Source organism: Micromonospora sp. C51 (assembly GCF_018070435.1).
GTDB classification, from domain to species: Bacteria; Actinomycetota; Actinomycetes; order Mycobacteriales; family Micromonosporaceae; genus Micromonospora; species Micromonospora sediminimaris.
On record NZ_JAGPXQ010000022.1, the window covers coordinates 46,735 to 69,340 of the forward strand.

Below are 22,606 nucleotides of genomic sequence, written 5' to 3' on the forward strand. Positions count from 1 at the left end.
GTCCGTGAGCGCGAGGAGTGAGCCGGTCCTGCGAGCCCCGCAGTCGCGAACGAAAGGTGTGACCCGATGAGCGTGGCGACCCGCAACGGAAGCACTCCGGTGGACGCGCCGGTCGCCCCTCCCCGGGTGGTCCGCCAACGCCGGGTACGGCCCGGGCTGCTCGGCCTCGCCGTCCTGCTGATCGCCCTCGGCGGGTTGGGTTCGGCGTTCGCGGTGACCTCGGTCCGGGCGACCGGCAGCTACCTGGCGGTGGCCCGGGCGGTCGAGGTGGGCAGCGTGCTCCGCGCCGACGACCTGGTTTCGGTGCAGGTGGCCGGCGGGCAGGGACTCGAACCGGTGCCCGCCTCTCGGCTCGCCGACGTGATCGGGATGCGCGCCGCCGTCTCGCTGGCCCCGGGTTCCCTGCTGACGATGGCCCAGCTCACCGACGATCCACTGCTCGGCCCCGGGCAGCAGCAGCTCGCTCTCGGGCTGCGCGCGGCCCAGGTACCGGCGCCGAAGCTGCGCCCCGGTGACCAGATACTGCTGGTCAGCACGCCGAGCAACGACAGCGGCGGAGGTTCGTCGTCCGGTGCCACCCGGTTCACCGCGACCGTCACCGACGCCGTCTCCACCGACGGGCGGGACGAGGTCGTCGTATACCTGGCGCTCGCTGTCCGGGACGTACCGGCCGTGGTGGCACTGGCCGCCCAGGATCGGATCGCGGTCGTGCTGACCAAGGCGGCCTGAGTATGGCGATCATCGCGCTGGTCTCGGCCAAGGGTTCGCCGGGGGTCACCACCACCGCGCTGGCCTGTGCGTTGAGCTGGCACCGGCGGCTGATCCTCGCCGAATGTGACCCGGCCGGCGGCTCGGTCCTCGCCGGCTATCTCGGTGGCGCGCTCGACGGGCCGCGCGGCATCGGCGAGCTGGCCGTCGGCGAGCTGCGGGACGGCAGCCTGGAGAGCGCATTCTGGTCGCAGCTGGTCGACCTGGACGCGCCGCGCCGGGAACGGCTCCTGCTGCCGGGCGTGGTCGACCCGGCCCAGGCCGGCAGCGTCACGCCGCTCTGGCAGCGGTTCGCGGACTTCTTCACCGGGTTGGAGCGCGGCGACCCACCGTACGACGTGCTTGTCGACTGCGGCCGGTTGCACGTCCTCGGTCCGCCCTGGCCGCTGCTGCGCGCCGCTTCGGTGGTGCTGGTGGTGTCCCGGGCGCAGCTGCCCGACCTGTCCGGTACCCGGGCCATGCTCCAGGCCATCGAGCGGGACTTCGCCGAGCATCGGGTGCCGTCGGGCACCCTGCGCCTGCTGCTGATCGGCGGCGGCCACGGCAGAAGCGAGGTCAGCAAGGCCCTTCAGCTTCCGGTGATCGCCCGGCTGCCGCACGATCCGCGTACCGCAGAGGTGTTGAGTCTGGGTGGGACCGTGCGGGCCACCCGACCGTTGCTGCGGGCGGCCCGCGAGTTGGAGGTGCCGATCGGCGCGCTGCTGGAACGGCGGCGGGCCCGGCTCGCGTGGCCGGTCTCCCAGGGGGTGCCGGATGCGATTTGAACCGGTCTCGTCCGACCCGCGTCGGCAACCGCCGGGCGCCACCTCCACCGCCCCGCCGCTGCCCCCGGTAAACGGTTGGCACCAACCACCGAACGCCTCGGCACCTGTCACGGCACCGCCAACGGCGCCACCGCCCCGGCCACGGGTGGATTTCCAGGTGGTGCGCGAGCTGCGCCGGCAGCTCAGCGAGCGGCTCACCCGATGGCAGCGTGGCCGCGAGTTCAGCGTCGCCGAGGAGGACACCGAGCGCGCCCGGCTCGCGGTCGAGCTGGTCGCCGAGTACGCCGACGCGGTGCGCCGCGCCGGCACGCCGATGGCCGCGGGTGAGGAACGGCTGCTGCTCGACCAGGTGACCGCCGAACTGGCCGGCCTCGGTCGACTCCAGACCCTGCTTGTCGACGACACCATCGAGGAGGTGCACATCCTCGGCTGCGACCAGGTGCGGATCACCCGGCACGGTGGCGGGGTCGACTGGGCCGACCCGATCGCGGACAGCGACGACGAGTTGGTGGAGATCCTTCAGGCGGCGGCCCGCCGGGCCGGCGCGACGGAACGCTCGCTGTCCACCTCGAAGCCCACCCTGGACCTGCAACTGCCGGACGGCAGCCGACTGGCCGCGGTGTTCCTGGTCAGCCACCGCCCGTACGCGGTGATCCGCAAGCACAACACCCTCGACGTGACCCTGGACGACCTGGCCGGTGGCCGGGGCGACCTGGACGAGATGATCGACCCGCTGCTGCGCGACTTCCTCCGGGCGTCGATGCGGGCCGGGTTGAACATCATGGTCGCCGGGCTGGCCGGCGCCGGCAAGACCACCGTGATCCGGGCGATGATGAGCGAGATCCCGCCGGACGAGCCGTACGTGCTGCTGGAGGAGAGTCGGGAGCTGCTGCCGGCCCGCCGCGGCGATCGCCACCGGGCGGTGATGAGCTTCGAGGCCCGGGAGGGACACGGCGAACGCGGGCCGGACGGTCGACCGGCCGGCGAGGTGAGCATCGCCGACCTGATCCCGGTCTCGCTGCGGATGGGCGTACTGCGGATCATCGTCGGTGAGGTGCGGTCCCGGGAGATCGTGCCGATGCTCCAGGCGATGACCACCAGCCGGGGATCGATGTGCACGATCCATGCGCGTACCCCGGCCGGGGTGAGCGAGCGGATCATCGAGTTGGCGCTCGCCCACGGCCGCGAGATGACCGTCGACCAGGCCCGCCGGATGGCCGGCAACGCGCTCGACCTGATCGTCTACGTCACCGTCGACGACGAGACCGGCATCGGCGGGCGGAAGCACCGCTTCGTCTCGCACGTCGAGGAGGTGCTGGGCGTCGGTGAGAGCAGCCGGATCACCACCACGCAGGTCTTCGGCCCCGGCCCCGACGGCCGGGCGGTTCCCCGGCACCTGCCGGAACGGGTCCGGGACCAGTTGCTGCGGGTGGGCTACGACGCCCGGTTGCTGAGCCGCTGGATCGAGGCCGGCCAGGGCGCCTGGCGTCGACCCCGGCAGACCCGACTCGGTCGGCGGTGAGCCGGTGCGTACGAACATCGAGCTGATCGCTCTGGTCTCGGGCGCGGCCTGCGTGGCCGGCCTGGTGCTGGCGGTCGTCGCGCTCGTCGGCACCCGCCGTCCGCCCGGGCGGGCACCCGGAGCGGGCCCGGGGCTCGGGCGGCTCTGGCGCGGCTCCGGTGCCACGGCCCGCGAGCAGCGGGCGTACCAGGCGTTGCTGATCGGCGCGGTGGTCGCCGGTGCGCTGGCCTTCCTGCTGACCGGTCTGCCCGTGGTGGGCCTGCTGGTCGCGGTGGCGGTGCCGGGCGCCCCGTGGCTGTTCTCGGTCGGCCGGGCCGAGCAGCGGGCCATCGCCCGGATCGAAGCGGTCGGTGAGTGGACCCGCCGGCTCAAGGATGTCTCCGCCACCGGGCAGGGGCTCCAGCAGGCGATCATCGGCACGGTCACCACCGCGCCGGAGGAGATCCAGGAGGAGGTGCGCCTGCTCGCCGCCCGGCTCCAGGCCGGTTGGCTGGCCCGTTCCGCCCTGCTGGCCTTCGCCGACGAGATCGGCGACCCGGTCTGTGACCAGGTGGTCGCCGCGCTGATCCTGCACCTCACCGACCGGGGTGAGCGCCTCGGCGACGTGCTCGGCTCGATCGCCTCGGCCGCCGCCGCGGAGGTCGCGACCCGCCGGGAGATCGAGGCTAAGCGCACCCAGCCCCGGTTCGCGGTCCGGTTCCTCACCGGGATGACGCTGGCCACCATCGCGTACGGACTGCTCAACCGCGAGTACGTCCAGCCGTACGACACCCCGTTCGGGCAGGTGGTGATGGCAGTGCTCGGTGCGGCCTTCGTGGCGCTGCTGGCCTGGGTGCGCTCGATGAGCCAGCCGCCCCGGCCGGCCCGTTTCCTGCCGGCACCCGACCCGAGCGAGGTGGTGGCGTGAACCTGCACCTCACCCTCGCCGTGGTGGCCGGTGCCACGCTCGGCCTGGGCGTGTTCCTGGTGGTCCGCGAGCTGGTGCCGGCGACCCCCGCACTCGGTCCGGCGCTGCGCCGGCTGCACCAGCCGCCGGGAAGCGCCCGCACCGGCCCCGCCGACCGGCGGCTTGACTGGCTCACCGGGATGGCCCGCTGGCTGCGGCCCCCACACCGGCAACTGGCCCTGCTCGACCGCACCCCCGAGCAGTACGCTCTCTCCCTGCTGTTGTCCGCCCTGATCGGACTCTCCGCTCCGGCGCTGCTCAGCGTCACCCTCTTCACCGTCGGCGTGTCGCTGCCGCTGGCCGTGCCGGTCCTGGGCAGCCTCGGCCTGGCGCTGCTCTGCGCGCTGGTGGCGCACCGGTCGGTGCTGACCAAGGCCGACGCCGCGCGGGACGAGTTCCGTCAGGCGGTCTGTACCTACCTCGACCTGGTCGCGTTGCAGTTGTCGGCGGCGCACGGTCCGGTGCAGTCGCTGGAGCGGGCCGCCGCGATCTGCGAGGGCTGGGTCTTCGACCGGATCTCCGAGGCGCTGCGGATAGCCCAGATGCAGATGCACTCGCCCTGGGACGAGCTACGCGATCTCGCCGACCGGATCGGCATCCCGGAGTTGGGCGATGTCGGCGCGATCATGCGCTCCTCCGGCAGCGAGGGCGCGCAGGTGCACGAGACCCTGCGCAGCCGGGCCGACTCGTTACGCGATCAGATCCGCACCGACAACCTGGCCCGGGCCGAGGGGGTGACCAGCCGGCTCGACATCCCCGGCGCGCTGCTGGTCTTCGTCCTGCTCGGCTTCGCCATCTACCCGTTCCTGGCCCGTCTCTAGGCCGACCCGAGTGAAGGAGCCCCGATGTCCGTAATCACCTACCTGCACGTCGCGCTACGGGCGCGGCTGGCCGAGCTGCGCGGCGACCGTGGCGACAGCCCGGTGCCGACCGCTGTGATCATCTTTGGCTTGGTGGCCGTGGCGATGGCGGTGACCGCCGCCGCCCTCGGTGCGGCCAACGACTGGATGGACAACATCCCGGCCCACCAGGACCCGACGGCCGACTGATCGATGTCCCGTCGCCTCACCGCCGGCTGGTGCCGGGTGGTCGCCGCCACCCGGCACCGTCTGCTGCCCGGCGACGGTGAGCGGGGCGGCAATCCGGTCGAGCTGGCGGTGGCCCTGCCGGCGATCCTGGTGATGCTGTTCGCCTCGATCCAGGTCGCCGTCGTGTTCGTCGCCCGGTCGACCGCGCTCAACGCCGCACAGAGCGGCGTCAACGCGGAACGGCTCTACGACGCCCCGGCGGGTGCCGGTGAGGAGCGTGCGGCCGAGTTCCTCCAGGCCGCCGGGGACTGGCTGGTCGACTGGGACGAACCGGGTCCCAGCTGCGCCGCCACGGACACCGACGTGACCTGCACGGTGAGCGGCAAGGCCCTGTCGGTGGTGCCGGGCGTCAGCTTCGCCGTCCAGCAGACGGCACACGGGACGGTGGAACGATGGACCGAGCCATGAGCCGGGGTTCCGTCTCGATCGAGGTGGCGGTGCTGGCACCGGCCTTCGTGGCGATGATGGTGCTGGGCGGGGTCGCCGGGCGGACCGCGGTGGCCAGCGCCGCGCTGGAGGCGGCCGCGCACGATGCGGCTCGGGCGGCGTCGATATCCCGGGACGCCGCCACCGCCCGCCGGGAGGCCCGGGAAGCGGCCCGCCGCCAGCTCGACTGGCGGGGGGTGTCCTGCTCGGGGGCCCCTCAGGTGACCTTCCGCGGCGCGGTCGACGGACGGTCGACCTCCTTCAACCGTGCCTTCAGCAGCGACCTGGGGCAGAACGCCTCGGTCACGGTCGAGATCGCCTGCACCGTCTCCTATTCGGACATCAAGCTGCCGGCGCTGACCATGCCGGATGGACAACGAATCGCCGCGTCGTTCACCTCGCCGCTGGACCGCTACCGGAGCCGGGGATGACGGCCGGGCGTGGCGACGCCGGTCGGGTGAGCATCTTCCTGGCCGTGGCCATGATCGGCGTACTCGCCATCATCGGCATGGCGTTCGACGGAGCGGGTCAGCTGCGGACGCTGCAACGCGCCGAGAACCTGGCCGCCGAGGCGGCCCGCGCGGGCGGCCAGGCCATCGACCGGGCCACCGCCATCGAGGGCGGACCCAAGCGGATCAACCGACGCGAGGCCCACCGCGCCGTCCGGAGCTACCTCGCCACCGCCGGGGCCAGCGACTACACCGTGACCTTCCCGGTGGTCGACGGCGAAACCCTGATCCGGGTACGCGTCGAGGTCACCTACGACCGGGCGGCGCTCGGCCTGTTCGGCTTCTCCAACACCGTCACCGTCTCCGGTGAGGCGACCGCGCGGGCGCTGACCGGGTCTTAGGAAGGAAGGTAGCCATGGCCGCATCGGGTGGCACCGCCGTACGGCGAATCGGTCGGGTGCTTACCGGTTTCGGTGCGCTGGTGGTGCTGATCGGTCTGCTGGTCGGCGGGCCGATCGCGCTGCTGGCCTTCGCCGGCAATCCGCTCCCCGACCACGTACCCACGCTCGCGGAGATCGGCAGCACACTGACCAGCCGCGACGACGGGCAACTCTTCCTGCGGGCGCTGGCCATCGCCGGCTGGTTCGGCTGGGCAACCTTCGCGCTGTCGGTGCTCGTGGAGTTGGGTGCGCAGGCGTTCGACCGGCCCGCTCCCCGGCTGCCCGGCCTGGGCCGGCAGCAGCGGGCCGCCGCCGCGCTTGTCGGATCGGTCGCGCTGATCCTCGCCGCCAGCCCCGCCGCCACAGCCGCCACCACGGCGTACGGCGCGACGGCGTACGGCGGAGGACCCGCAGCCGCCGTCGCGTTCACTCCGGCTCCCGCGATGGCGGCCCCGGCGGCAGCCGGACCGGCGACCACACCCCCGACGACCGGGTCGGCGGCAGGCGCGTGGGCGGACGGGGCCGGCACCTCGACGGACGCTCCCGTGTACCGGGTCGCCAAGGGCGACTACCTCGGCGGGGTCGCCGACCGCTACCTCGACGACTTCGACGACTACCACCGGTTGGCCGCCCTCAACAAGCTGCGTGACCCGGACCAGATCCACCCCGGCCAGCTCATCAACCTTCCTGCCGAGGCGCGTGACCAGGGTTCCCGGTCACACGCCACCGGCCGGCTGGTCGCACCGAAGCCCCGGCCCGCCCCCGGCGCGGAGCGCACCGAGCAGAACCGCCCAACGCCGGCCAAGCCTGGCGACTCGGTGGAACGGCCCGGTGAGGCGGTGGAACTGCCCGGTGACCCGACCAAGCGACCTGGATCGGCCACTACCGCACCGGCCAGTCCCGAAGGGCGGCAGCCGGAGCCGGCCGAGACGCCTCAGGAGCAGGCACCGGTGGTGACGGTCGGTGCGGCCCGGGCCGGCGAGCCCGACCGGGTGAACCGTCCACTTGCTGTCTCCGCCGTGCTGGCCGTGGCCAGCATCGTCGGCGCGCAGATCGGTGCGGTGCTCGGCCTACGCCGCCGGCCGGCCATGTCCCGCGCCGGCACCCGCCACCAACCGCCCCTCACCCTTCCCCGCGAGCTGCCCATCGGCCGACACCGCAAAGACTGACACCCCGCAGCCGCATCCCACGTCCGTGATGTGTGGCAGTCGAGGTGGCCGACACGCCGACCACTGACCACCGCCACTGCCACACATCCGGTCGGTCGTCTCCCGGGTCAGGGCAGTCGGGTCTCCAGACGGCCGTCGACGATCCGGGTCGGTAGGACCTGCTGGTCGTTGGGGGAAGGGCCGTGCACCACCTCGCCGCCGTTGAGGCGGAAGGTGCTGCCGTGCCACGGGCACACCACGCACGCGTGCCCATCGATCTCTTGTACCTCGCCCTCGCCGAGCGGGCCGCTCTGGTGCGGGCAACGCTCCAACATGACGGTCACGTCGTCGCCGTGCCGGTAGAGGATCACCGATACGTCGTCGACCTTGCGGGTGACGAGTTCCCGCTGCGGCAGGCTGGTCATCTCCGCGACCGGATGCCAGCCCTCGCTGATCAGGTGCAGATCGGAGACGCTCACGTTCACCTGGGCACCCTGCTTGTAGGCCAGGTGCCCGCCGAGGTACGCGCCAGCACCGGCGGCGCTGAGGCCGAGCCAGCCGAGGGTGCGCCCGAGTCCGTGCCGGCCGGAGAGACGTGCGGCCAGCGAGGCGCCGTACAGCGTCAGCCCGACGGAATTCGACGCGGCGTGCACCAGGCCGACCCGGCGCTGATCACGGGAGAGCCCCGCCCAGTCGTTGAGCCCGGCGACCGCCGCCGGCAGGGCGCTCAGCGTGCCGACCGCGGTCAGGGTGGTCGCTGCTCTCCGCTGACCGGGCATCAGGTCCAGCACGGCCGCGCTGATCCACGCGCCGACCGGCAACTGCACCATCGCCGGGTGCAACGGGTGGCCCAGCCAGACCCCGTGCAACAGGTCGCGGACCCGCTGCGGGCGCAGCACACTCTGCACGGTCTGCTGCAACCGGTCACCGAACCGGTCGAGGCCGGCGGCTTGCTCGATCTTCGTCAACAACGCTCGCACGAGTAACGACTTCCCGTCGTACGCTGCCGCAAACCGGTCGCTGGGGACGAATAGCCAGCCGGGCGACGGCGGGGCATGCTGACGGGATGACGGTACGGGTGGCACGGAACGGGCCGGTGACCACGGTGATCCTGGACCGGCCGGCGGTCCGCAACGCGGTCGACGGGCCGACCGCCCGGGCGCTCGCTGACGCGTTCCGGGCGTTCGACGCGGATCCGACGGCGGCGGTGGCAGTGCTCTGTGGCGCCGGAGGGACGTTCTGCTCGGGTGCCGACCTGACGGCGATCGGTACGCCGAGCGGCAACCGGGTCGAGCCGGACGGCGACGGTCCGATGGGTCCGACGCGGATGGTCCTGGGCAAGCCGGTCATCGCCGCGATCTCCGGTTACGCCGTGGCCGGCGGGCTGGAGCTGGCGCTCTGGTGCGATCTGCGGATCGCCGAATCCGACGCGGTGCTGGGCGTCTTCTGCCGACGCTGGGGAGTACCACTGATCGACGGCGGGACGGTCCGGCTGCCCCGGCTCATCGGCGAGAGCCGGGCCATGGACCTGATCCTCACCGGGCGTGCCGTGCCGGCCGAGGAGGCGTACGCGATGGGGTTGGTCAACCGCGTGGTCGGCCCGGGCGAATCCCGGGCGGCGGCCGAGCAGTTGGCCGCCGAGATTGCCCGCCACCCACAGACCTGCCTGCGCAACGACCGCGCATCGGTCCTTGCCGCCGCCACTCAGCCCGAGTCCGACGCCCTGGCCACCGAACTGACCTACGGCCTGCACTCCCTCGCCACCGACGCGGCAGCAGGCGCCGCCCGCTTCACCGCCGGCGCCGGCCGCCACGGCACCCCTGCCCCGTAAGAGCCCCCCAGCCCCCAGCCCCCACGATCATGCAGTTGTGGCACCTGATATGCCCCCTTTATGGCTTATATGAGCTGCCACAACTGCATGATCGGCGCGGCGCAGGGGCGCGGCGCGGCGCAGGGGCGCGGCGCAGGGGCGCGGCGCGGCGCAGGGGCGCGGCGCAGGGGCGCGGCGCGGCGCAGGGGCGCGGCGCAGGGGCGCAGCGCGGCGCAGGGGCGCGGCGCAGGGACGCGGCGCGGTGGGCGGGGGGTCACTCGGGGTGGGTTGGGGTGCGCAGCCAGATGGCGGTGTCGGGGGGCAGCCCGTCGTCGTCGAGCGGGCCGCTGGCCAGCAGCTTCCGGGTGTGCGGTGGCAGCGGCACCGACCCGGCGGAGAGATTGACCAGGCAGGTGAACCCGGGTTCCCGCCGGAAGGCCAGGACGCCCTCCGGTGCGGGCAGCCAGGTGAGCGTCCCGTCGCCGAGCGCCGCCTCGGTACGCCGAAGCGCGATCGCTGCCCGGTACAGCTCCAGCATCGAGTGCGGGTCATCGGCCTGCGCCCGGGCTGTGCGGTCCTTCCAGTCGGCGGGTTGGGGCAGCCACGGTGCGCCGCTCGCGTGGTCGGGGCTGAAGCCGAAGGGCGGCGAGTCACCCGACCACGGCAGCGGAACCCGGCAGCCGTCGCGGCCCGGATCGACCCCGCCGGAGCGGACGAACATCGGGTCCTGCCGGAGCGTGTGCGGGATGTCCTCGACCTCCCACAGGCCCAGTTCCTCACCCTGGTAGACGTAGGCGGCACCGGGCAGCGACAGCGACAGCAACGCGGCGGCCCGCGCGCGGCGGGTGCCCAGCTCCAGGTCGGTGGGGATCCCCTCGCGCTTGGCCGCGAAACTGAACGTGGTGTCCGCCCGGCCGTAGCGGGTCACCTGCCGGGTGACGTCGTGGTTGGCGAGCACCCAGGTCGCGGGCGCCCCGACGGGCGCATGTGCGCTCAGCGTGCCGTCGATGCTCTCGCGCAACGCTGCGGCGTCCCAGGCGCAGCCGAGGAAGTCGAAGTTGAACGCGGCGTGCAGTTCGTCCGGACGCAGGTACCGGGCGAAGCGCTGACGGTCCGGCAGCCACACCTCACCGATCAGGGCCCGGTCTCCGGGGTACGCGTCGGCGATCCGTCGCCAGTCCCGGTAGATCTCGTGCACTCCGTCGACGTCGTGGAACGGGTGCGGCCGGTCCGCCACGATCTCGGGCAGCGTCGCGTCCTTGACCAGCAGTCCGGCCGAGTCGATCCGGATGCCGTCGACGCCCCGGTCGAACCAGAACCGCAGGATGTCCTCGAACTCGGCGCGTACCCGGGGGTGGTCCCAGTTGAGGTCCGGCTGTTCCGGAGCGAACAGGTGCAGGTACCAGTCACCGGGGGTGCCGTCCGGGTTGGTGGTCCGGGTCCAGGTCGGTCCACCGAACTCGCCCACCCAGTCGGTCGGCCGCTGGTCGCCGCTCGGGCCGCGCCCGGGCCGGAACCAGAACAGTTCCCGCTCCGGTGCTCCCGGGCCGCCGGCAAGGGCCGCCTGGAACCACGGGTGTGCGGCGGAGCAGTGGTTCGGCACCACGTCGACGATCGTCCGAACACCCAGCGCGTGTGCTTCCGCGATCAGCGCCTCCGCCTCGGCCAGGCTGCCGAAGACCGGGTCGATGTCGCGGTGGTCGGCGACGTCGTAGCCGGCGTCGGCCATCGGGGACGGGTACCAGGGGCTGAACCAGATGGCGTCGATGCCGAGCCCCGACAGGTAGTTCAGCCGGGCTCGAATGCCGGCGATGTCACCGATGCCGTCGCCGTCGCCGTCGGCGAAGCTACGCGGGTACACCTGGTAGATCACCGCTTCCCGCCACCACGCCCAACTGTCTGCTGCGGACACGCGCACCTGCTTTCTGGGGTCGGGGGTCATCCCTTGAGACCGCCCGTGGTGAGGCCGGACATGATGTTCCGCTGGAAGATCAGGAAGATGACGACCGTTGGTATCGCGGCGATCACCGACGCGGCGATCACCACGTTCATCGGCGTACCGCCGGCGAAGGCGTAGATCCCCACGCTGACCGTGCGGGTTTCCGGCGACGGCATGACCAGCTTCGGCCAGAGGAAGTCCTTCCAGACCGCGGTAACCGCGAAGATCGAGACGACGCCGAGGATGGGCCGTGACATCGGTAGGACGATCGACCAGAGCGTGCGCAACGGCGTCGCCCCGTCCATCAGCGCCGCCGCCATCAGGTCCTCCGGTATCGAGTCGAAGAACCTCTTCAGCAGGAAGATGTTGAACGCGTTGGCGACCAGGGGAAGCCAGATCGCGAACGGTGAGTCGAGCAGGCTGATGTGCAGGATCGGCAGGTCGATCACGGTCACGTACTGCGGGACGATGAGGACCATCGCCGGGATCATCAGGGTCGCCAGCATCATGCCGAGAATCACGTTGCCGAGGACCGGGCGGAGCTTCGACAGGGCGTACGCCGCGGCCGTGTCGAAGACCAGTTGGAACAGCACCGCGCCGGTCGCGTAGTAGAAGGTGTTGAACAGCAGCTTGGCCAGGTCCAGGTGGTGCCAGGCGTCGGCGTAGTTCTGCCACTGCAGGTCCTGCGGGATCAGCGACGGTGGGGTCTGCGCGATCTCCTGGCCGGACTTGAGCGCTCCGGTGACCATCCAGTAGAGCGGTCCGAGGAAGACCAGCGTGAATCCGACGAGCACGACGGCGAGCAGCATCCAGTAGATCGCCCGCCCGCGTCCGCGCCGGAGTTGGGCCTGGGAGATGAGGGTCCGGGTCCCGGTGTCCTGTGCCATGGGTGGTCCCCTCCTAGTCCTGTTTCGCGGTGAGCCGCAGGTAGACGGCGGAGAAGCCGGCCAGCACCACCAGCATGATCACGCCGAGTGCGGCCGCGCCGTTGAGATCGTTCTGGAAGAACCCGTGCTGGTAGATGAGGTACGCGACCGACGTCGCCGAGTCCTCCGCGCCCGCGCCGTTGGCGAGGATCAGCGGCTCGATGAAGAGCTGCATGGTGGCGACGATCTGGAGCATCGCCAGCAGCGCGAGAATCAGCCGGGTCTGCGGGATGGTGACGTGCCGGATTCGTCGCCAGATCCCGGCCCCGTCCAGTTCGGCCGCCTCGTAGAGCTCGCCCGGGATGTTCTGCAACGCGGCAAGGTAGATCAGTACCGCGCTGCCCATGTTCATCCAGGTGGAGGCGATCACCATCGCTGGCATCGTCATCTCCGGTGACTGCATCCATTGCGACGTGGGCAGGCCCAGCGCTTTGAGGATCGCGTTGAACAGCCCCGCGTCGCTGGGGTCGTACGCGTAGAACTTGAACAGGAACAGCGCCGAGGCGGGCGGCAGCATCACCGGCAGGTAGACCAGGATCCTCAGGTATCCCCGGGCGTGACGGAACTCGTTGAGCAGGATCGCCACGAGGAACGGCACCGCGTACCCGAGGACGAGGGCGAGGGCGGTGAAGTAGAAGGTGTTCTGCCATGCGGTCCAGAAGCTGGGGTCGTCGAGGATCCGGAGGTAGTTGTCCCAGCCGACCCAGGTGGTCTCGCCGCGCCGGGTCCGCTGGAAGCTCATCACGACGCCCCGGACCATCGGGTACCAGGAGAAGACCGCGAAGCAGAGCACCGCTCCGATCAGGAACGCGTGCCCGGTGAGGTGGTCCCGGACCTTGCGGCCGAGGCTGGTCCGCCGCGACCCGGCCGGCGGCGACGATGTGGGGCGGTCCGCTGCTCCGACAGCGCCGGGGGCGGTGGTGATCGTCAAGACGACTCCCGTGGGTGGATGACCGGACGACGGGCGCGGTCGGGGCGGGGGCCGGTTCGCCGCCCCCGCCCCGGCGCTCAGCTCTCCGCGGCGAGGAGCTTGTTGACCTTGTCCTCAGCGGTCGCGAGCAGCGTGTCGATGTTCGCGTCCGGGTTCGTCAGCACGCCGGACATCACCGCGTCCAGCACCGCGTAGATCGACTGCGCGTTGCGTGGTTCACCCTTGATCGGGACCGGGTTCGCCTCGAAGTTCGCGAAGTTCGCGGTGTCGACGTTGGCGTTCGCCTTGCGTAGTTCCAGTTCCTGCTGCTGCGCCGCGCTGCCGTTGGTGAACAGCAACGGCTGCGGCAGACCGACCGGGTAGTTCTGCGGCTTGGCCCGGGCGTAGTCGAGTTGGCCCTTGCCGGGCGTGAGCTTCTGGAACGCGATCCACTTGAGACCGGCGCGGACCTGTTCCGGGGTGAGGTCCTTCTTGAAGAAGTAGCCTTCGCCGCCGCCGAGCGTGCCCTTGGCCGGGCCGTCCTGGCCGGGCAGCGGCCCCATCGCCCAGTCCTCGAACTTGCCCTGGAACTGACTGACGATCGCTTGGGTGGCGTCCGGCGCGCCGATGAACATGCCGACCTTGCCGGCGCCCGCGTTGGTCAACAGGTCACCCCACTGGAGCAGCTGACGATCGCCCATGCTGTCGTCGCCGTAGCGCATGTCCTTGAGGTTCTGGAGGACCTGCCGGCCCAGGGCGTTGTTGAAGTCGGCCCTGCTGCCGTCGGCGGTCAGCACCTGACCACCCTGCGAGTAGAGCAGGGCGGTGAAGTGCCAGCCCCCGGTGTTGCCGGCGCTGTATTCCGCGTAACCGGCGATGCCGTCGCCGAGCGCGGAGATCTTCTTGGCCGCGTCGCGGACCTCGGCCCACGTCTTCGGCGGGCTGTTCACGTCGAGGCCGGCCCGCTGGAACAGCACCTTGTTGTAGACCAGGCCCATCGAGTAGTTCTTCACCGGTACGGCGTAGAGCTTTCCGCCGTCGGTGAAGACCTCCTTGAGTGCCGGGTCGACGCTGTCCCAGGTGGGGATGGTGTCCGTGGTGGCGTACTCGGTGATGTCCATGGCCTGGCCGGAGTCGAGTACCTGCTGAAGATCGGTCATGTACCCGTAGAACACGTCGGTCACCGTGCCGCCGGCCAGGCGGGCGGTGAAGTCCGGCGGGTTGTTGCACTGCTCGCCGACGCTCACGCTCTTGACGACGATGTCGGGATTCTGCCGTTGGAACTCGGCGACGTCGGCGTTCCAGTTCTGCAGCAGCTCTTTCTGGGCGCCGACCGGCTGGCAGTCGACGGTGATGGTGACCTTGCCGCTCGCGTCGCCACTGGCGTCGTCGCTCTTGGTGGAGCAGGCCGCGAGGCCGAGCCCCAGCCCGGCCACGAGTGTCAACGCCACTGCCTTCCGGTACTGCGGTACGGACATCTGTCCATCCCTTCGGGAACGGGTGTCTGGGTGAAAGTCGGTGATCGGCGGTTGGTGTCCCTCGCCGCGAAGCCCTGCTGGTGATCGGTGTCCGCGCTTCGCCCTGACCTTCCGTCACGCGTCGGCGGCCAGGTGTGAGTGGAGTCACTGTAACGGCGGCGACTCAATCCAGCAAGGTTTGGATTTTTGATTGCAACTATTCGACTGAGCACCGTCAGACAGAGACCGTCGCGGGTCAGCGACACCGACAGACCGGATGAGCGGAGCACGGCAACGCCGAAACGGCCGCCGACCGCGGGTAGCGGTCGGCGGCCGGGAACGGGCTTCAGCGGAGCGGGAAGGGGTCGGTCAGGTCGGCGACGGTGCGCGGTACCGCCGGCTCGTCGCCGACGGGCGGATGTCACTCATCCGGGCAGGTCACGTCGATCTCCGGCAGTGCCGGTGCGCGTCAGCGGCGGGGCGTGGGCGCGGTCGAGCCGCGCACCACCAGTTCCGGCTCGAAGAGCAACTCGTCGGTGAGCACACCCCCGCCCTCGATCTGGGTGACCAGCAGGTCCACGGCCGCCTGCCCCATCGTCTCGATCGGCTGTCGGACGGTGGTCAGCGGCGGATCGGTGCAGGTCATGAAGGCCGAGTCGTCGTAGCCCACCACCGAGACGTCGTCGGGCACCGAAAGACCGAGCCGGCGCACCGCGCGAATGGCGCCCAGGGCCAACACGTCGCTGGCGCAGATGATCCCGGTGACCCCCCGGTCGACCAGCTTGGTCGCCGCGACCCGGGCACCCTCCATCGAGAAGCTGGAACGCTCGACCCAGTCGGTCCCCTCGCTCCAACCCGTGACGCGGCCCATCGCGGTCAACTTCCGCCGCGACGGCACATGGTCCTCGGGGCCGAGCACCAGGCCGATCCGCTCGTGGCCCAGCGAGCGCAGGTGACCGTACGCCTGCTCGACCGCGACCGCGTCGTCGGTGGAGACCCGGGGGAAGCCGAGTTCGTCCACGCCCGCGTTCACCAGCACCACCGGCAGCCCCCGGTCGGTCAACCGGCGATAGTGCTCGTGCGACGCGTCGGCCAGCGCGTACGAGCCGCCGGCGAAGATGACGCCGGAGACCTGATGGTCCAGCAGCATCTCGACGTACGCGGACTCGGAGACGCCACCGATGGTGCGGGCGCACAGCGCCGGGGTGAAGCCGCGTTGGGCCAGCGAGCCGGTGACCACCTCGGCGAGCGCCGGGAAGATCGGATTCTGCAGCTCGGGCAGCACCAGCCCGACCAGTCGGGCGCGTTCACCACGCAGCTTGCTCGGTCGCTCGTAACCGAGCACGTCCAAGGCGGTGAGCACCGCCGTCCGGGTCGCCTCGGCCACGCCGTCGCGGCCGTTGAGCACGCGACTCACGGTGGCTTCGCTGACGCCAGCCTTGCGGGCGACCTCGGTCAGTCGTTTCGTCACGGCCGCAATCGTACGCCGAAACTCTGCAAAAACAGAACAGCCGACTGCCGTCGGCTGACGTGTTCTATCGGGTCACTGTCCGAGATTGCGCAGCGCGTCGGAGATCGCCCGGTGGAAGGTCGGGTACGCGTAGATCATGTGCCGGAGTTGGCTCAGCGGGACGGCCGCGTGCACGGCCACGACCAGGCCGGACAGCACCTCGCCGCCGGCCGGTCCGGCCGAGGTGGCTCCGATCAACACCCCCTGGTCGGCGTCGGCGATGAGCTTGATGAAGCCATCCTCGTCTGTCTTGTGGATCCAGCCACGGGCGGACGACGACAGCCGGGTGAAGCCGACCTGCACGTTGATACCGCGTTCGCGGGCCTGCTGCTCGGTGAGGCCGACCGCACCGATCTCCGGATCGGTGAAGGTGACCCGGGGCAGCGCCCGGTAGTCGGCGCGGGGCACCGATCCCGCCGAACCGCTCGATCCGGTGGCGGCCAGCGAACTGGCCACGCCGACCGCGCCCCCGACCACGCTTGCCGTACCGCTCGGGTCCGCGCCGCCCTGCGACCGCCGCATGTGGTCGAGCACGTCGGCGACCACGATGGACGCCTGATACATCGCGATGTGAGTGAAGGCACCCTCGCCGGTGACGTCGCCGACCGCCCAGATTCCCTCAGTGACGTGCAGCCGGTCGTCCACCGGCAGGTACCGCCCACTCGCGTCGACGCCGACCGTGTCCAGCCCGAGTTCGTCCAGGTGGGCGCGGCGGCCGGTCACCACCAGCAGCCGCTCGGCGGTGAACTCCTCGCCCCCGGTGCCGCGCAGGGTGAAGCCGGCGGCACCGTGCTCGATCCGAGCGGCCTTGACCCCGGTATGGATCTCCACCCCGTCGGCCCGCAACGCGGCGGCCGCCGCCTCCGACGACTCCGGCTCCTCGACGGCCAGTACCCGGTCGAGCGCCTCCACCACGGTGACCCGTACGCCGAAGCGGGCGAACACCTGAGCCAGCTCCAGCCCGATCGCGCCGCCGCCCAGCACCAGCAGCGACCCGGGCAGTTCCTCGACCTCGATGGCCTCGCGGTTGGTCCAGTACGGAGTGTCCGCCAACCCGTCCACCGGCGGCACCGACGGTCGGGTGCCGGTGCCCAGCACGATCCCGTGGCGCGCCTGGAAGACCTGCTCACCGACCCGCACCCGACCCGGACCGTCGAGTCGGCCGCTGCCGCGTACGAAGCGTCCGCCCTTGCCGGTGAACCGCTGCACCGCCACCCGGTCGTCCCAGTCGTCGGTGGCCTCCGCGCGGATCCGCTTCGCCACCGGCGCCCAGTCCGGGGTGACCTGCGCGGTGCCGCCGAGGCCGTCGACCCGGCGGGCCTCGGCGATGGCGTTCGCCGCCCGGATCATCATCTTGCTCGGGACGCACCCCCAGTACGGGCACTCCCCGCCGACCAGGTTGCGCTCGACGCCGACCACGGTGAGCCCAGCCTCCGCGAGCCGACCGGCCACCTCCTCGCCGCCCACTCCGAGCCCGAGCACCACCACGTCCACCAGTTCCGGCTCCGCCATGCCGCCAGCATCGCGCACCGAACCGCCCCCGGCCACCCGGCCACGCCACCGTCGACGAAAAGGGCCCCGGACCCGACCGATCGGTGACTGCCCGATAGGACGCAGGGCCCCGCGGGTAGGTCCAAGGCAAGCAGGAGCCGACGATCGAAGGGAGCGGGTGGTGGAACAGGCTCTGGTGAGCGGTGGCGAAGCAAGGAAGATGGTGCCGGAGCCGCCGACCGGCCGCGCCAAACTCGGCTACATCGGCCCCGGCGTGCTCTGGGCGCTGGCCGCCCTGGCCACCGGAGAGCTGCTGTTCACGCCCCGGGTCGGCGCCCAGTACGGGTACGCGTTGCTGTGGGCGCTGATCGCGGCCCTGCTGCTCAAGCTCTTCGTGACCCGGGAGATCGGACGCTACAGCGTGGTGACCGGCCGGCGGTTGCTCAGTGGAATGGCGGAGCTGCCGGGCCCGCGCGGTTGGGCGCTGTGGGTGATCCTGGTGCCGCAGCTGGTGGTCGGCGTCGCCGCCATCGCCGGCATCGCAAGCGCCGCCGGCAGCGCCTTCACCCTGGCCGTACCCGGTCCGATCCAACTCTGGACGGCGGTGGTCATCGCGGCGGCGGCTGGTCTGGTGCTGTTCGGCCAGTACACCGGGGTGGAGTGGGTGTCCCGGGTCATCGGGCTGCTGCTGGCGGTCGGGGTCGTCGTGGCCGCCGTCCTCGTCGGCCCCGACCTCGGCGAGGCGGCATCGGGTGTGGTGCCCACCGTGCCCGAGGATCTCGTGGTCGCCGACATCCTGCCCTGGCTGGGTTTCCTGTCCAACGGTGCCGCCGGGCTGATGTGGTACTCGTACTGGGTCGCGGCGAAGGGCGTGGGTGTCGGTGCCCTGGAGCAGCCGACCCGGCTCGACCCGCGCGGCCTGGACGACGGTCAGGTGGCCCGGGTACGTCAGTGGCTGCGGACCATGACGCTCGACTCGACGTTCGCCGTGGTAGGCGTCGGGATCATCACGGTCGCCTTCCTCGTGCTCGGTGCGGAGCTGCTGCGTCCGGAGGGCATCGTGCCCGCGGAGTCCGACGTCGCCCGCGACCTGACCACGCTGTTCAGTGAGGTTTTCGGCAGTGTCGGGTTCTGGTTGATGGTGGTGGGCCTCATCTCGGCCTTCTGGACGGCCACGCTGACAAACATCGACGGCTGGAAGCGGCTGTACACCGACGGCATCCGCAAGGCCCTGCCGTCCCACCTCGCGCAGCGGCCATGGGCCCGCCCGGCGGTCATCGGTCGGGTCGCCGTCGTCGGCTGGCTCGCGGTGCTGCCGTTCGCGGTGTTCCTCATCTTCGGTGACCCGGTGGGACTGCTGACCGTCGCGGGGTCGATCGAGGCCCTGCACATTCCCCTCGTCGCGGCCCTCGTGCTCTGGCTCAACCGGCGTACGCTCCCGTCCGCGCTGCGCGCGGGTCGGGTGGCCACCGGGCTCGTGGTGATCGCCATCGTGTTCTTCACCGGTTTCGCGATGTACTACCTGTGGCAACAGGTGCTCGGTTAGCGCAGCCAGACCGGGGTGTCCCCGGGCGGCTCCAGCGGTGGCGGGTAGTCGAGCGTGCGACGCAGCGCTTCCGGCAGTCGCCACGGCTGGTGCACCGCCCTACCGGTCACCGACGCCAGCTCGGGCACCCACCGCCGCACGTACGCGCCATCGGGGTCGTACCGCTCGGCCTGCCGTACCGGATTGAACCCCCGGTACGGCCTGGTGTCGTTTCCGGTGCCGGCGACCCACTGCCAGTTGCCCGAGTTGTCGGCGATGTCGCCGTCGAGCAGCCACCGGAAGTAGACCGCCTGTCCGTCCCGCCAGTCCAGCCCGAGCGACTTGGTGAGGTAGCCGGCGGTGATCAACCGGGCCCGGTTGTGCAGCCAGCCTTGCGCCCGCAGCTGACGCATGCCGGCGTCCACGACCGGCAGGCCGGTGCGGCCCTCGGTCCAGGCGGCGAGGGCCTGCTCGTCGTAGCGCCAGTGCTCGGTCGCCCGGCGGCGGTACGCCTTGCGGGGCAGGTCGGGGAAGGCGGCGGTCACCTGGTGGTAGAAGTCGCGCCAGCAGAGCTGCCGGACGAACGGGGACTCCCGGTCATCGATCGCGTTGGCCACGGTGAGCGGTGACAGGCAGCCGAAGCGCAGGTAGGGACTGAGCCGGGAGGTGGCGTCGCCGGCCATGTCGTCGTGGCGGTCACCGTAGCGCGCGACGTCGGGCAGCCACCGCGCCAACCGACGCCGGGCCTCGTCCTCTCCGCCGGTCACCACGTCCGGCGACTCTCCCGGCGGCAGCGCCGGGAGACGCCCGACCGGCACGCCGGCCGGCAACCTCACGGTCACCGGTGCGGACAGTTCCTCCCGCCACGATCGCGCGCTCCACGCCCGGTGGTACGGACTGAACACCCGATAGTGGTCACCGCCGCCCGGGGTCAGTTCTGCCGGCTCGACCACCGTCAGGCCGGGGAAGAACCTCAGATGCAGTCGGTGCCGGTCGCACTCGGCCCGCAGGCGTCGTGCCCGGCGGGCCGCGTACCGGGAGACGTCGGCGGAGAGTGCGACAGCCTCGGCGCCCACCTCGCCGGCCAGCCGGATGGTCTCGGCCACCGGATCGCCGTGCCGCAGCACCAGGTCACCGCCGAGCGCACGCAGCGCCTCGCGGAGCGCGGCAAGACTCTGGTGCAGGAAACGGGTGCGGTTCGGCGACAGTTCCGCCAGCGCCGGGTCCAGCACGTACAGCGGCACCACGCGGTCGAAGGCGGCGCAGCTGGTCGCCAGTGCCGGGTGGTCGTGCACCCGCAGGTCACGGGTGAACAACACGACGACGGTACGCCCACTCACCGCAGCCGTGGTCCAGGCACGGCGACCGGGCTGCCGGCCGGGGTCAGCAGGGCGCGGGTCGCCACCCCCAGCCGACGCCGCTGCGGGACGGTGGCGCGACGAGCGAAGACGTCGTAGTCCTGGGCGGCCACCTCGTCGAGGATCCCCCCGTAGAGCAGGTAGGCGGTGCGGATGCAGGCCTGCGAGGCACCGTCGAGCAGCACCACGCCCGGCGCTGCGGCGACGTAGTGCGCCTGGGCGCGGGTCACCTCGTACCGGATCAGTTCGCGCACCGGCCCGCTGGCCCGCCCGGCGACGTGACAGGCCAACAGGTCGTCCCGGGTCACGCCGAAGGCGGCCAGGTCCTCGTCGGGCAGGTACGTCCGCCCCCGGGCCAGGTCCTCGCCGACGTCGCGGATGAAGTTGGTCAGCTGGAACGCGAAGCCGAGCTGCCGGGCGGGCTCGCGGGCCGCCGCCGGATCGGAGCTGCCCAGGATGGGCAGCATCATCGTGCCGATGACCGCTGCCGATCCCTCCATGTAGTCCAGCAGGTGCTCGTAGGTGCGGTAGGAGGTGACGGTCAGATCCATCGCCATGCTCTTGAGGAACGAGGCGAAGTCCTCCCGATCGAGGTCGAAGACGGCGATGGTGTGCAGCACCGCTGGAAGCAGCGGGTCGGTCACCCGGGCACCGTGCAGCCCGGCGACGAACCGTCCCCCCCAGTCGTCCAGCCGTGCCGCGCGCTCCGCCGGTGGCAGGGCGTCGGTCTGATCGACGATCTCGTCGGCGTAGCGGGTGAACCCATATAAGGCGTGCACATGCCGCCGTTTCCATGCGGGCAGCAGCCGAGTGGCGAGATAGTAGGTGCGGCCGTGGCGTCTGTGCAGCTCACGGCATCTGTCGTAGGCAGCGGCGAGATCCAGGTCCACCGGCCCCTCCTCTGATTCGACGCACCAATCGACGCAACTTGAGACCTTAGGGTACGCTCGGCGGCATGGCCAGCGACGGACCAACGGGTAACCTCCTCCGCGTGGTGCCTGAGCAGCCGGTCGGTGGAGACGACCCGATCGCTGCCGTACTGGCCGCCTACACGCGCGACATCGTCACGGCCGTCGACAACACGCTGGCCGAGTTCCTGACCGCCGAGGTCGACGCGCTCGCCGCGATCGACCCGGCGATGGGCGGCTTCGCCGCCACCGCCCGCGACTGCGTCCTCTCCGGCGGAAAGCGGGTCCGGCCAACGTTCGCCTACTGGGGATGGCGTGGCGCGGTCGGCGGTGACACCCCGGTCACCCCGGTGCTGCCCGCCCTGGCCACCTTGGAGGTGCTGCACACCTTCGCGCTGGTGCACGACGACGTGATGGACGCCTCCGCCACCCGGCGCGGCCGACCTACCGCCCATGTGGCGGTGGCCACCCAACACGCCGCGTCGGGTCGCAACGGCGACTCGGGGCGCTTCGGCGAGGCGGTCGCCGTGCTCATCGGCGATCTGTGCATGGTCTGGGCCGACCAGCTGCTGGCCCTCACCGACCTGCCGGCGGACCGGCTGTTCCAGGTACGGCGCGGCTACGACCGGATGCGGGTGGAGACGGTCGCCGGGCAGTATCTCGACGTCCTCGGCGAGACCGAGCCGCAGAGCTGGTCGGTGGATCGGGCGCTCCGGGTGGCCCGGTACAAGACCGCCAGCTACACCGTGCAACGACCGCTGCTCTTCGGCGCCAGCCTGGCCGGCGTCGGCGGCGACAGCGCGCTGGCCGCCGCGTACACCCGCTACGGCCTCGCCGTCGGCGAGGCCTTCCAGCTCTGCGACGATCTGCTCGGTGTCTTCGGTGACCCGACCACCACCGGCAAACCGGCCGGCGACGACCTGCGTACCGGCAAGCCGACGGCGCTGCTCGTCCTGGCCCGGGAACTGGCCACGCCGACGCAGCTACGGGCACTGGATGGTGCCGGCCGGCGCGCCGACGAGCCGGAGATCGCCCGGCTCGCCGAGGTCGTGCTCGACACCGGCGCGGTGCGACGGATCGAACGGATGATCGACGAGCGGGTCGAGGACGCGCTTGCCGCGCTCGACGCGGTCGCCGTCGACGAGACCGCCCGTACCGCGCTGGTCGGCCTCGCGACCGCCGCCACGCACCGGAGGGCATGATGGGCTTCCTGCACAGAGA

Annotated in this window: 22 protein-coding genes; 13 read left to right on the forward strand and 9 right to left on the reverse strand. The window is 71.5% G+C overall.

Annotated features, from left to right (window positions below; genetic code table 11):
• The first annotated feature begins 66 nt into the window (after positions 1 to 66).
• The 10 genes from KBX50_RS20800 to KBX50_RS20845 are packed head-to-tail and all read left to right on the forward strand — an operon-like array spanning position 67 to position 7,572.
• A complete protein-coding gene (locus KBX50_RS20800; protein ID WP_210939013.1) occupies positions 67 to 729 on the forward strand; it encodes an SAF domain-containing protein in 663 nt (220 codons plus the stop codon).
• Positions 730 to 731: 2 nt separating this feature from the next.
• Entirely contained in the window at positions 732 to 1,532 is an 801-nt protein-coding gene (locus tag KBX50_RS20805) for a ParA family protein (RefSeq protein WP_093403879.1), read from the forward strand.
• Positions 1,522 to 3,054, forward strand: coding sequence for a CpaF family protein (locus KBX50_RS20810; protein WP_210939015.1), 1,533 nt, complete (start codon positions 1,522 to 1,524; stop codon positions 3,052 to 3,054). The genes KBX50_RS20805 and KBX50_RS20810 overlap by 11 nt, the downstream gene beginning before the upstream one ends.
• Positions 3,055 to 3,058: 4 nt before the next feature.
• Complete coding sequence (locus tag KBX50_RS20815) at positions 3,059 to 3,961, forward strand: type II secretion system F family protein (RefSeq protein WP_210939016.1); 903 nt, start codon at positions 3,059 to 3,061, stop codon at positions 3,959 to 3,961.
• Positions 3,958 to 4,821 (forward strand): type II secretion system F family protein, encoded by an 864-nt coding sequence (locus KBX50_RS20820; RefSeq protein ID WP_210939018.1) that lies wholly within the window; start codon positions 3,958 to 3,960, stop codon positions 4,819 to 4,821. The genes KBX50_RS20815 and KBX50_RS20820 overlap by 4 nt, the downstream gene beginning before the upstream one ends.
• Positions 4,822 to 4,845: 24 nt before the next feature.
• Entirely contained in the window at positions 4,846 to 5,049 is a 204-nt protein-coding gene (locus tag KBX50_RS20825) for a hypothetical protein (protein WP_093403874.1), read from the forward strand.
• Positions 5,050 to 5,052: 3 nt separating this feature from the next.
• Entirely contained in the window at positions 5,053 to 5,496 is a 444-nt protein-coding gene (locus KBX50_RS20830; protein WP_210939020.1) for a TadE/TadG family type IV pilus assembly protein, read from the forward strand.
• Positions 5,481 to 5,945, forward strand: coding sequence for a TadE/TadG family type IV pilus assembly protein (locus KBX50_RS20835; protein WP_210939022.1), 465 nt, complete (start codon positions 5,481 to 5,483; stop codon positions 5,943 to 5,945). Before KBX50_RS20830 ends, KBX50_RS20835 begins: the two co-directional genes overlap by 16 nt.
• Positions 5,942 to 6,364, forward strand: a complete 423-nt coding sequence (locus KBX50_RS20840; RefSeq protein WP_210939024.1) for a pilus assembly protein TadG-related protein — start codon at positions 5,942 to 5,944, stop codon at positions 6,362 to 6,364. Before KBX50_RS20835 ends, KBX50_RS20840 begins: the two co-directional genes overlap by 4 nt.
• Positions 6,365 to 6,378: 14 nt before the next feature.
• A complete protein-coding gene (locus tag KBX50_RS20845; protein WP_210939026.1) occupies positions 6,379 to 7,572 on the forward strand; it encodes a LysM peptidoglycan-binding domain-containing protein in 1,194 nt (397 codons plus the stop codon).
• 107 nt (positions 7,573 to 7,679) lie between these two features.
• On the opposite strand, the gene KBX50_RS20850 is transcribed toward KBX50_RS20845, so the two are convergent.
• Positions 7,680 to 8,531, reverse strand: coding sequence for a Rieske (2Fe-2S) protein (locus KBX50_RS20850; protein ID WP_210939027.1), 852 nt, complete (start codon positions 8,529 to 8,531; stop codon positions 7,680 to 7,682).
• Between the two features lie 86 nt (positions 8,532 to 8,617).
• Here KBX50_RS20850 and KBX50_RS20855 point away from each other — a divergent pair, with 86 nt between their 5' ends.
• Positions 8,618 to 9,382 (forward strand): crotonase/enoyl-CoA hydratase family protein, encoded by a 765-nt coding sequence (locus KBX50_RS20855; protein ID WP_210939028.1) that lies wholly within the window; start codon positions 8,618 to 8,620, stop codon positions 9,380 to 9,382.
• Between the two features lie 253 nt (positions 9,383 to 9,635).
• Here KBX50_RS20855 and KBX50_RS20860 read toward each other — a convergent pair whose 3' ends face one another.
• The 6 genes from KBX50_RS20860 to KBX50_RS20885 all read right to left on the reverse strand — a co-directional run bounded on the left by KBX50_RS20860 (position 9,636) and on the right by KBX50_RS20885 (position 17,615).
• Positions 9,636 to 11,303 carry a glycoside hydrolase family 13 protein gene (locus KBX50_RS20860; protein ID WP_210939029.1) on the reverse strand — a complete coding sequence of 556 codons (1,668 nt, stop codon included), beginning with the start codon at positions 11,301 to 11,303 and terminating at the stop codon, positions 9,636 to 9,638.
• Positions 11,300 to 12,187 (reverse strand): carbohydrate ABC transporter permease, encoded by an 888-nt coding sequence (locus tag KBX50_RS20865; RefSeq protein WP_210939030.1) that lies wholly within the window; start codon positions 12,185 to 12,187, stop codon positions 11,300 to 11,302. The genes KBX50_RS20860 and KBX50_RS20865 overlap by 4 nt, the downstream gene beginning before the upstream one ends.
• Positions 12,188 to 12,200: 13 nt before the next feature.
• Positions 12,201 to 13,157 (reverse strand): carbohydrate ABC transporter permease, encoded by a 957-nt coding sequence (locus tag KBX50_RS20870; protein ID WP_210939031.1) that lies wholly within the window; start codon positions 13,155 to 13,157, stop codon positions 12,201 to 12,203.
• Positions 13,158 to 13,234: 77 nt separating this feature from the next.
• On the reverse strand, positions 13,235 to 14,614 hold the full coding sequence (locus KBX50_RS20875; protein ID WP_210939032.1) for an ABC transporter substrate-binding protein: 1,380 nt from the start codon (positions 14,612 to 14,614) through the stop codon (positions 13,235 to 13,237).
• A gap of 448 nt (positions 14,615 to 15,062) precedes the next feature.
• Positions 15,063 to 16,064, reverse strand: a complete 1,002-nt coding sequence (locus KBX50_RS20880) for a LacI family DNA-binding transcriptional regulator (RefSeq protein WP_210939034.1) — start codon at positions 16,062 to 16,064, stop codon at positions 15,063 to 15,065.
• Between the two features lie 72 nt (positions 16,065 to 16,136).
• A complete protein-coding gene (locus KBX50_RS20885) occupies positions 16,137 to 17,615 on the reverse strand; it encodes an NAD(P)/FAD-dependent oxidoreductase (protein WP_210939036.1) in 1,479 nt (492 codons plus the stop codon).
• Positions 17,616 to 17,775: 160 nt separating this feature from the next.
• Between KBX50_RS20885 and KBX50_RS20890 the strand changes: the two genes are divergently transcribed.
• Positions 17,776 to 19,140 (forward strand): Nramp family divalent metal transporter, encoded by a 1,365-nt coding sequence (locus tag KBX50_RS20890; RefSeq protein WP_210939038.1) that lies wholly within the window; start codon positions 17,776 to 17,778, stop codon positions 19,138 to 19,140.
• Here KBX50_RS20890 and KBX50_RS20895 read toward each other — a convergent pair.
• Positions 19,137 to 20,459, reverse strand: coding sequence for a deoxyribodipyrimidine photo-lyase (locus tag KBX50_RS20895; RefSeq protein WP_210939040.1), 1,323 nt, complete (start codon positions 20,457 to 20,459; stop codon positions 19,137 to 19,139). The genes KBX50_RS20890 and KBX50_RS20895 overlap by 4 nt on opposite strands.
• Positions 20,456 to 21,367, reverse strand: a complete 912-nt coding sequence (locus tag KBX50_RS20900; RefSeq protein WP_210939041.1) for a phytoene/squalene synthase family protein — start codon at positions 21,365 to 21,367, stop codon at positions 20,456 to 20,458. Before KBX50_RS20900 ends, KBX50_RS20895 begins: the two co-directional genes overlap by 4 nt.
• A 65-nt stretch (positions 21,368 to 21,432) precedes the next feature.
• Here KBX50_RS20900 and KBX50_RS20905 point away from each other — a divergent pair, with 65 nt between their 5' ends.
• Entirely contained in the window at positions 21,433 to 22,587 is a 1,155-nt protein-coding gene (locus KBX50_RS20905; protein ID WP_210939042.1) for a polyprenyl synthetase family protein, read from the forward strand.
• The last annotated feature ends 19 nt before the right edge of the window (positions 22,588 to 22,606 follow it).

What these genes read in the sequence shown, in the direction of transcription:
- KBX50_RS20800 (WP_210939013.1), top strand. Translation starts at nt 67, where the DNA reads ATGAGCGTGGCGACCCGCAACGGAAGCACTCCGGTGGACGCGCCGGTC.
- KBX50_RS20805 (WP_093403879.1), top strand. Translation starts at nt 732, where the DNA reads ATGGCGATCATCGCGCTGGTCTCGGCCAAGGGTTCGCCGGGGGTCACC.
- KBX50_RS20810 (WP_210939015.1), top strand. Translation starts at nt 1,522, where the DNA reads ATGCGATTTGAACCGGTCTCGTCCGACCCGCGTCGGCAACCGCCGGGC.
- KBX50_RS20825 (WP_093403874.1), top strand. Translation starts at nt 4,846, where the DNA reads ATGTCCGTAATCACCTACCTGCACGTCGCGCTACGGGCGCGGCTGGCC.
- KBX50_RS20830 (WP_210939020.1), top strand. Translation starts at nt 5,053, where the DNA reads ATGTCCCGTCGCCTCACCGCCGGCTGGTGCCGGGTGGTCGCCGCCACC.
- KBX50_RS20835 (WP_210939022.1), top strand. Translation starts at nt 5,481, where the DNA reads ATGGACCGAGCCATGAGCCGGGGTTCCGTCTCGATCGAGGTGGCGGTG.
- KBX50_RS20840 (WP_210939024.1), top strand. Translation starts at nt 5,942, where the DNA reads ATGACGGCCGGGCGTGGCGACGCCGGTCGGGTGAGCATCTTCCTGGCC.
- KBX50_RS20845 (WP_210939026.1), top strand. Translation starts at nt 6,379, where the DNA reads ATGGCCGCATCGGGTGGCACCGCCGTACGGCGAATCGGTCGGGTGCTT.
- KBX50_RS20855 (WP_210939028.1), top strand. Translation starts at nt 8,618, where the DNA reads ATGACGGTACGGGTGGCACGGAACGGGCCGGTGACCACGGTGATCCTG.
- KBX50_RS20860 (WP_210939029.1), bottom strand. Translation starts at nt 11,303, where the DNA reads ATGACCCCCGACCCCAGAAAGCAGGTGCGCGTGTCCGCAGCAGACAGT.
- KBX50_RS20865 (WP_210939030.1), bottom strand. Translation starts at nt 12,187, where the DNA reads ATGGCACAGGACACCGGGACCCGGACCCTCATCTCCCAGGCCCAACTC.
- KBX50_RS20875 (WP_210939032.1), bottom strand. Translation starts at nt 14,614, where the DNA reads ATGTCCGTACCGCAGTACCGGAAGGCAGTGGCGTTGACACTCGTGGCC.
- KBX50_RS20885 (WP_210939036.1), bottom strand. Translation starts at nt 17,615, where the DNA reads ATGGCGGAGCCGGAACTGGTGGACGTGGTGGTGCTCGGGCTCGGAGTG.
- KBX50_RS20905 (WP_210939042.1), top strand. Translation starts at nt 21,433, where the DNA reads ATGGCCAGCGACGGACCAACGGGTAACCTCCTCCGCGTGGTGCCTGAG.